This window comes from Psychrobacillus sp. (assembly GCF_056205495.1).
In genome coordinates this window covers 1-8440 of record NZ_JBAEAP010000408.1, presented here as the reverse complement: position 1 = coordinate 8440, position 8440 = coordinate 1, and the positions used below count along the sequence as shown (strand labels likewise).

Below are 8440 nucleotides of genomic sequence, written 5' to 3'. Positions count from 1 at the left end.
ATATGCTTCTCTGGAACAGGGTGCAAAGATAGGCGATATTCATGATGAACTGTCTGCACTTAAAAAACCATTTGTCTTACCTATTATCCCGACCACCCAAAAAGGGTATATCATTCAGCCGTGGTTCGAAAATAGTCGTGCTGTAAGCTACAAGGATAAAAAAGATCGATTAGCGACGTACACGTTACTGAAAAGAATGCATGGAACGAGAAGGAAAATAGAATGGGAAAAGAGCCCATTTCTTTATCCCTTTAACCTGATCTCTAAATGGCAAGCTAGGTACTTCAAGGTTTCAGAGATTGTGCCATTTATAGAAACGTACATTGGGTATAACCAAACTAAATTGCTTTTACATTATGGGGAGATTGCCCTTAGTGAAATTCGACCATTTAGCTTGAAGAATTTAACCCTTTTACACGGTGATGTCGTTCATCATAATTTTCTAGTAAGAGATGATACGTATAAGATGATTGATTTTGATTTAGCAGTGCTGGGTCCTAAGGAAATGGAATTTATCCTATGGATTCATCGAGTACTACCTGAAATGGACTACAATATTGAGTTATTTTTAAATGAGTTTCCAGAATTAGAAAGAATAATGTCCAAATACAAAGAAGCAATCATGTATCCAAATGAATTGTATAGAGAATGGTTATATGCATTTGCCTTACCGGAAGAACGTAAACAGAAGTTTATAAATCAGCTTATTCCGTATACGAACAAAGCTTTAACAAATTGGCCTATTTTATGCTATAATTTAAGTCAGCTATAATAGTTTACATGTAGTGGTCGCTCAAAGAACATGGGCGGCCCTCTTTGTTTGATATGTTATAATGATTAGAAGGATTGGTGGGAAATAAAGTATGTATGATTACATAAAAGGGCAAGTCACTCGAGTGACACCTGAATACGTTGTGTTAGAGCAACAGGGAATTGGCTATCAATTGTTTACGCCTAATCCGTTCGCCTTTAAAAGAAGTGAGGAAGAAACGCAAGTCTTTACCTATCTACATGTAAGAGAGGATGCCCAACAATTAATGGGCTTTCCTAACCTGTCACAAAGAGAGCTATTTCGAAAGTTAATCCTTGTATCTGGTATTGGTCCTAAAGGTGCATTAGCCATCCTAGCAAGTGGTGAGCCGACACATGTGATACAGGCGATTGAAAGAGAAGATGAATCGTTCTTGGTTAAGTTTCCCGGAGTAGGTAAAAAAACTGCAAGACAAATGATTCTAGATTTAAAAGGTAAATTAAATGACCTAATAGATATCGAACAGCTAGAATTTGAGGACGATGAGCCAAGCCTATTCACTGAGCATGATACTGTTCATGAAATGGAAGAGGCTATGCTCGCTTTAACCGCTCTAGGATATTCAGAAAAAGAGTTGTCTAAAATTCGTCCTAAGCTTAAGGCAAATAATGAATTGACTACAACTGACGAATTCATGAAAAAATCATTGCAGCTATTATTCTCTGGTAAGTAAGAAAGGAGGAGTTTTGTTTGTCAGAACGTGTTATTTCCAGTGAAATTTCTTCCTATGATGAACCTTTTGAGCAATCCCTCCGTCCTCAGTTATTAACTCAGTATATTGGGCAAGATAAAATAAAGCACAATCTGGCTATATTTATTGAAGCTGCAAAAATGAGAAATGAGAGCTTGGATCATTGCTTACTATATGGTCCACCGGGTCTTGGTAAAACCACACTTGCTGCTGTCATAGCTAACGAAATGAATGTTCAAATGAGGATGACAAGTGGTCCTGCAATCGAGCGTCCAGGTGATTTGGCAGCAATCGTTAGCTCTTTGGAGCCTGGCGATGTATTATTCATTGATGAAATTCATCGTTTAAACCGCTCGATTGAAGAGGTTCTTTATCCAGCTATGGAAGATTTCTGCTTAGATATTGTAGTAGGAAAAGGTCCCTCGGCTAGAAGTGTACGTTTGGATCTCCCTCCCTTTACATTAGTTGGAGCAACAACAAGAGCAGGCGCACTATCTGCCCCTTTACGGGATCGCTTTGGAGTGCTGCTTCGTTTGGATTACTATGATGAAGAAGCCCTTACGTCAATTGTATTAAGAAGCGCAGAGCTATTTAATGCAGCAATAGATCATGAATCAGCTGGTGAAATTGCCCGTCGCTCTAGAGGCACCCCCCGTATTGCCAATCGTTTGTTAAAAAGGGTTAGGGATTATGCTCAAGTGAGAGGTAATGGTAACATTACGATAACTATTGCCAAAGAAGCGTTGGAACTATTACAGGTTGACCCTAGAGGGTTGGATCATATTGACCATAAACTAATTAATGCAATGATTGAGCGTTTTAGAGGTGGCCCCGTAGGGTTAGACACAATTGCAGCGAGCATTGGAGAAGAATCTACTACTATTGAGGATGTCTACGAGCCTTATTTAATGCAAATAGGCTTTATACAACGATCTCCTCGTGGAAGAATTGTAACTCCGCTTGCTTATGAACATTTAGGAAAACCATTGCCAATCGATGGAAACAATTAATAAAGGATGTCCTTATAAATGAGAGTAGAAGATTTTGATTTTGATTTACCAGAAGAGTTAATCGCACAAGTACCGTTAGCTGATCGGACAAGCAGTAAGCTGTTAATCACCGATTATGCGAACCAAAAGCTAACGCATACCAATTTTTCGAAAATAATTGATGAATTACATGAAGGGGATTGCCTTGTACTAAATGACACAAAGGTAATGCCTGCCCGACTAATGGGAACTAAAGAAGATACTGGTGCTAATATTGAGGTGCTATTGTTAACTCAAATGGAAGGTGATGAATGGGAAACCCTTGTCAAACCAGCTAAACGAGTGAAAATAGGCACAAAAATAGTATTTGGTGAAGGATTATTGACAGCAGTGTGTACAGGATTAAAAGATCACGGAGGAAGAATATTCCGTTTTGAATATACTGGAGTATTCTTTGAGGTATTGGACAAACTCGGCGAGATGCCTTTACCACCTTATATTCATGAAAAATTGGAAGATAAGGATCGTTACCAAACGGTTTATGCAAAAGAACAAGGTTCAGCTGCTGCTCCAACGGCAGGCTTACATTTCACAACCGAGCTACTAGAGGAGATAAAAGCGAAAGGTATTAAAATCGCATTTGTAACACTTCATGTAGGTTTGGGCACATTCAGACCAGTAAGCGTTGATTCCATAGATGACCATGAGATGCATTCGGAATTCTACCGTGTTACACAGGAAACTGCAGAACTGATTAATGGAGTGAAGGAAGCTGGCGGTAAGGTAGTAGCAGTTGGAACCACTTCCACAAGAACATTGGAAACTGTCGCTACAAAATTTGATGGTACATTAAAAGAAGATAGCGGATGGACATCCATTTTCATCTATCCAGGATATGAATTTAAATGTATCGATGGAATGATTACTAACTTCCATTTACCGAAGTCCACACTTGTAATGCTAGTAAGTGCTTTAACATCAAAGGAATTTATATTGTCCGCATACCACGAAGCAATCGAGCAGCGTTATCGCTTCTTTAGCTTTGGAGATGCGATGTTTATAAAAGGAAGGAACTATTAAATGACTGCAATTACGTATGAGTTAATAAAAAAAGATAAACAAACAGGAGCCCGTCTTGGTATTGTACATACACCTCACGGGTCATTCGAGACACCAACCTTTATGCCGGTAGGAACACAAGCAACTGTTAAAACAATGGCTCCAGAAGAAATTAAAGAGATGGACGCAGGAATAATTTTAAGTAATACCTACCATCTGTGGCTTCGCCCTGGACATGATATTATTCGTGAGGCTGGCGGATTACACAAATTTATGAATTGGGATCGAGCGATCTTAACAGACTCAGGCGGCTTCCAAGTATTTAGTTTAAGCGATATGCGTAAAATAGAAGAAGAAGGTGTGCATTTCCGCAATCACTTGAATGGGGACAAGCTATTTTTAAGTCCAGAAAAGTCGATGGAGATACAAAATGCACTAGGCTCTGATATTATGATGGCCTTTGATGAATGTCCTCCTTATCCAGCTACTTTCGAATACATGAAAGCATCTGTAGAGCGTACGTCTCGTTGGGCAGAGCGATGCTTAACTGCTCATACAAGCACTGATAAACAGGGCTTGTTCGGTATCATTCAAGGTGGAGAATATGAAGAGCTTCGCCGCCAGTCAGCGAAGGATTTAATTTCATTAGATTTCCCTGGTTATGCTATTGGTGGTTTATCTGTAGGTGAACCAAAAGACGTTATGAATCGAGTATTAGATTTCACAACTCCTTTAATGCCTGATAACAAGCCTCGTTACTTAATGGGAGTAGGCTCACCAGACTCACTAATCGATGGTTCTATTCGTGGCGTGGATATGTTTGATTGCGTATTACCTACACGAATTGCTCGAAATGGTACATTCTTTACGCACCAAGGAAGATTAGTAATTAAAGGCGCTAAATTCGCTAGAGATTTTGGTCCTATCGATGAAAAATGTGATTGCTATACATGCAAAAATTATTCAAGAGCTTATATTCGACATCTTTTCAAAGCAGATGAGACCTTTGGATTGCGTTTAGCATCTTATCATAATCTCCATTTCTTAATGAAATTAATGGAGAATGTACGCCAGGCAATTAGAGAAGATCGTCTATTAGATTTTAAAGAAGAGTTTTTTGAAGAGTATGGGTACAACAAACCAAATGCAAAAAACTTCTGATTCTTGTATACTGTATAAAGAGGAAAAGGAGGGGAAATATTAATGGATTTAGTAGGTTTATTGCCAATTATTGCTATGTTCGTCGTTATGTGGTTTTTTATCATTCGACCAGCGCAAAAGAGACAGAAAAGCACTGCCGAAATGCAAAGTAATCTAAAGCGTGGAGATCATATTATTACAGTAGGTGGATTGCACGGTAAGGTAGATGCAGTGGATGATCAAACAATTTATGTAGTAGTAGCGGATGGTACTCGTTTACAATTTGAACGTGTTGCTGTTGGACGAGTTGTTACAGATTCTACAATTTAAGTAAAAGAACTTACTCTCTAATGAGTAAGTTCTTTTTTTGTGGGCAATATAATATTGAGGTGAATTCTATGAATGATACTCTCATAATTATTTTGCGTACAATAGCATTGTATTGGATTATATTAGCTATTTTAAGAATTATGGGAAAAAGAGAGGTCGGCGAGCTAAGTATTTTTGACTTAGTTGTCTTTTTGTTGATTGCAGAAGTAGGATCCGTTGCAATTGATAACCCGGATAGTAATCTTTGGCATGCTTTTTTACCAATGGGAATCTTGCTGATTATTCAACTGATTGCCTCGTATACTTCCTTAAAGAGTAAAAAATTTAGAGATATGATGGAGGGCCATCCATCCATTATTATAAAAGATGGTGTGATAGTGGAGAAAGAGATGAGGAAGCAAAGATATAATCTAGATGATTTGCTACAGCAGCTGAGAGAACAGCAGATTGGTTCTATTCGTTCAGTCTCCTACGCCTTTTTGGAGCCATCAGGAAACTTATCCGTTTTCAAAAAGAAAGAGGAGCAGTTTATATTTCCTTTAATTATTGATGGAGATATACAAATGGATCATCTTATTCGAATTGGAAAAAGTAAAGAATGGTTATTGGACGAACTGAATAAGAAAATGCTTTATGATTATAAAAAAGTATTCTATTGTTCCTATGAGGAAGAAGAATTATATATTCAACTCAAGACATCTTTTTAATAAAAGAGCCCAAAACCACCCTTTTGAAGGGAGATCTTGGACTCTTACTTTTTTAACTAATGGACTTAAAATCTATTTTTAGAGCTTTTAGCTATTTTAAAAATTACACTTAGCTCTTTTCTTCGGATTTGTCCAAATAGCAATAGGCCGATTGTTAAATAAGCTAGAGTAAGCAAACAATCTATTATTAATGATTGGCTACCTATGGACACTAGCATTGGTCTAGTAATAATAGTCAATAGAAATACGACATAAGGTAAAGCGAAGAAAGAGAACCCAATTTGAGCTTCTTTCTTTTGTTTAAGTGAAGCGATATGTAGAAATGAAGTGATCAGAACACCAAATCCTATCGCAACAATTGCACCTTTCTCCTGGATGCCAGCCTGAGAAGCTAAGAAAAATAGTAATAGTAGTTTTCCGACCCCGCCATAAAGCGAGTTGAGAAATGCGCTATTAGAGCTATTAAGTGCCTGCAATATAGAGAACAAAGGGCTTTGAATATAATAAAAGAAAAAAATTGGAGATAGAATTTTCATATAGACTTCTGCGTTTTCAACATGAAACAGTTCGTAGACTAGCTCACCACCATGTAAATAGAACAAGGTAGCTGCATAACAGCCCGTTAGCGTAGAAAATTTTAAAGATAAATGGATTCTCTCTTTAAGCAAACTAAAGTTCTTTCTTGCATAAGCGTCACTTACAGCAGGTATAAGGACGATAGAGAGTGCAAAGGGTATGAAGGATGGGAACAGTAACAACGGTACTAAAACGCCTGAAATTACTCCATATAGCGTTGTAGCAGCAACAGCGCTTATACCTGTAATAGCTAAAGCCTTGATGAAAATGATAGGCTCTAAAAACCATGTGAATGAACCAAAAAGCTTACTGCCAGAAGAAGGCAGAGCTATAGCAAATAATGGTGGCAGTGGATAGGCCTTTTTTGACTTTGTATATGTTTGTTGCTTTTTCCACTTTTCATATCTCCATTTGAGATAAAGTAATGATGCTGCCTCTGCAACCAAAGCTAAGAACATGGCGTATGCAGCCGCTTCCTGTGGAGATGAAGATGTTAAAAATAAAGGTAAGGCAAAGGTGATTAGTAAGATACGAACTATTTGTTCAATTAGCTGGGCTATTGCCGTTGCTTCTAATTTAGCAATACCTTGTAAAAAGCCTCTTAAGATTCCCCCTGCTGCTGCGATTGGTACAATAGCAATAGACACGTAGAGAGTCATCGTTATTGCATCGTTTTTCAATAGATTACTAGAAATAAGAGGAGTGACAAAAATAAAGATCGGTGTAAAAATAATCATAGATACTACGGTTACAATTACGGAAGTTCGCATAACTGTGAAATAATCAGATATAGCGTTTCTCGTTCGAAGCTCAGCTATAATTTTAGTTATAGCAATCGGTATACCCAATTGGATAAGGGATAAGAAGAAGATAAAGGCTGGATACGCCGTGCTGTAAATACCAACTGCCTCTTCTCCAGTCAACCGAACAAACTGCATGCGGTAAATAAAGCCTAAGAACTTGGACAAAAAAATGGCAAACATTAATACAATGGACCCTCTTAAATACGTCGACAAATTAAACACTTCCTTCTCAAATGCAGGAACTTCGTTTACAATAATAATATGCAAGCCACTTACCACATTATTCTATAAAGAGGTGCAGTATTTTGGAAAACTCATACAATCATATCTTTCTACACGTGCTACCAGCTTTAGAGAGCAAAAAGAGTGAATTTAAAGTTTATCAGTACGAAACAGTAACAGAACAAGATATTTGGAAGTATTGTGTGGAAAAGAAATGGAGGAAGCTAGATGTTCTTTCCTTATCTCTTCATCAGATTGTCAATGACGTTCTTTCTATTACACCAGCAGAGTATATGACTTACGAGCAAATTCAAAACTCTCGAACATCCAATTGGTTTGCAGACATTAACCAAGAGGAATTACAAGTCTTATTAAATCCTCAAAATGAGAAAAAATAAGCAAACAGTCATTTGACAGTAAGGGGCATCGTGTTTCATAATAAATGTGTTGCATTTTTTTGGAATTGAAATAGATGGAATATTCTATTTCGTAATTGTTTTAGCAATAGTCTTTCTGACGAAGGAAGTCTGTGGTTATTCTTAGGAGGAAGTACATATGAAAACAAGAGGACGCATAGTTGCGTTTTTACTGCTTCTTGTAATTTTTGCAGGGACAATAAGCCCTACAGTTGGCGGAGTTTTAAATAATATTAAATTAGGGCTAGATTTACAAGGTGGTTTTGAAGTCCTGTATCAAGTTGAAGAACTACAGGATGGACAAGAAATTACAGATGAAATAGTTGCAGATACGGCGTCAGCATTAACTAGCCGTATTGATGTACTTGGTGTAAGTGAGCCAAGTATTCAGATTGAGAACGACCATAGAATAAGGGTTCAGCTCGCAGGAGTTGAAGACCAAGAGTCAGCTAGGGAACTACTTTCTACACAAGCTAATCTAACATTCAGGGACTCAGAAGATAATATAATGCTAGATGGTATGGACCTTAAAGAGGGAGGCGCTAATCCTGCGTTTAACCAACAAGGACAGCCAATTGTTACATTAGAGCTAAAAGATGCTAATAAGTTTGCAGAGATAACGGAGCAAATAGCAGCTAGACCTGCACCAGACAATGTGTTAGTCATCTGGTTAGATTTTGAAGAAGGCGTAGATTC

The 8440-nt window shown here is 37.7% G+C and carries 9 protein-coding genes and 1 pseudogene; 9 read left to right on the top strand and 1 reads right to left on the bottom strand.

The genetic code is table 11. From position 1 onward, the window contains the following. The 7 genes from AC06OU_RS12050 to AC06OU_RS12020 all read left to right on the top strand — a co-directional run. Positions 1-772 (top strand): phosphotransferase (locus AC06OU_RS12050; RefSeq protein WP_475856045.1); only part of this gene is annotated, 772 nt, incomplete at its 5' end. Positions 773-863: 91 nt separating this feature from the next. Then, positions 864-1484 (top strand): Holliday junction branch migration protein RuvA, encoded by a 621-nt coding sequence (gene ruvA / locus AC06OU_RS12045; RefSeq protein WP_475856043.1) that lies wholly within the window; start codon positions 864-866, stop codon positions 1482-1484. Positions 1485-1501: 17 nt separating this feature from the next. Continuing rightward, positions 1502-2512: a Holliday junction branch migration DNA helicase RuvB gene (gene ruvB, locus AC06OU_RS12040; RefSeq protein WP_298470340.1), complete on the top strand. Its 1011-nt coding sequence runs from the start codon at positions 1502-1504 to the stop codon at positions 2510-2512. 18 nt (positions 2513-2530) lie between these two features. Next, entirely contained in the window at positions 2531-3571 is a 1041-nt protein-coding gene (gene queA / locus AC06OU_RS12035; protein WP_475856041.1) for a tRNA preQ1(34) S-adenosylmethionine ribosyltransferase-isomerase QueA, read from the top strand. Further along, positions 3572-4711: a tRNA guanosine(34) transglycosylase Tgt gene (gene tgt / locus AC06OU_RS12030; protein ID WP_475856039.1), complete on the top strand. Its 1140-nt coding sequence runs from the start codon at positions 3572-3574 to the stop codon at positions 4709-4711. A gap of 42 nt (positions 4712-4753) precedes the next feature. Further along, positions 4754-5020 carry a preprotein translocase subunit YajC gene (gene yajC, locus AC06OU_RS12025; RefSeq protein ID WP_169358002.1) on the top strand — a complete coding sequence of 89 codons (267 nt, stop codon included), beginning with the start codon at positions 4754-4756 and terminating at the stop codon, positions 5018-5020. Between the two features lie 68 nt (positions 5021-5088). After that, entirely contained in the window at positions 5089-5727 is a 639-nt protein-coding gene (locus AC06OU_RS12020) for a DUF421 domain-containing protein (protein WP_475856038.1), read from the top strand. A 65-nt stretch (positions 5728-5792) separates the two neighbouring features. On the opposite strand, the gene AC06OU_RS12015 is transcribed toward AC06OU_RS12020, so the two are convergent. After that, positions 5793-7373 (bottom strand): putative polysaccharide biosynthesis protein, encoded by a 1581-nt coding sequence (locus AC06OU_RS12015; protein ID WP_475856037.1) that lies wholly within the window; start codon positions 7371-7373, stop codon positions 5793-5795. A 38-nt stretch (positions 7374-7411) separates the two neighbouring features. Here AC06OU_RS12015 and AC06OU_RS12010 point away from each other — a divergent pair, with 38 nt between their 5' ends. Both AC06OU_RS12010 and AC06OU_RS12005 read left to right on the top strand, forming a co-directional pair. Next, positions 7412-7726 (top strand): post-transcriptional regulator, encoded by a 315-nt coding sequence (locus tag AC06OU_RS12010; protein ID WP_169358004.1) that lies wholly within the window; start codon positions 7412-7414, stop codon positions 7724-7726. Positions 7727-7883: 157 nt separating this feature from the next. Then, positions 7884-8440: pseudogene (locus AC06OU_RS12005) on the top strand (protein translocase subunit SecDF); the annotation flags it as partial.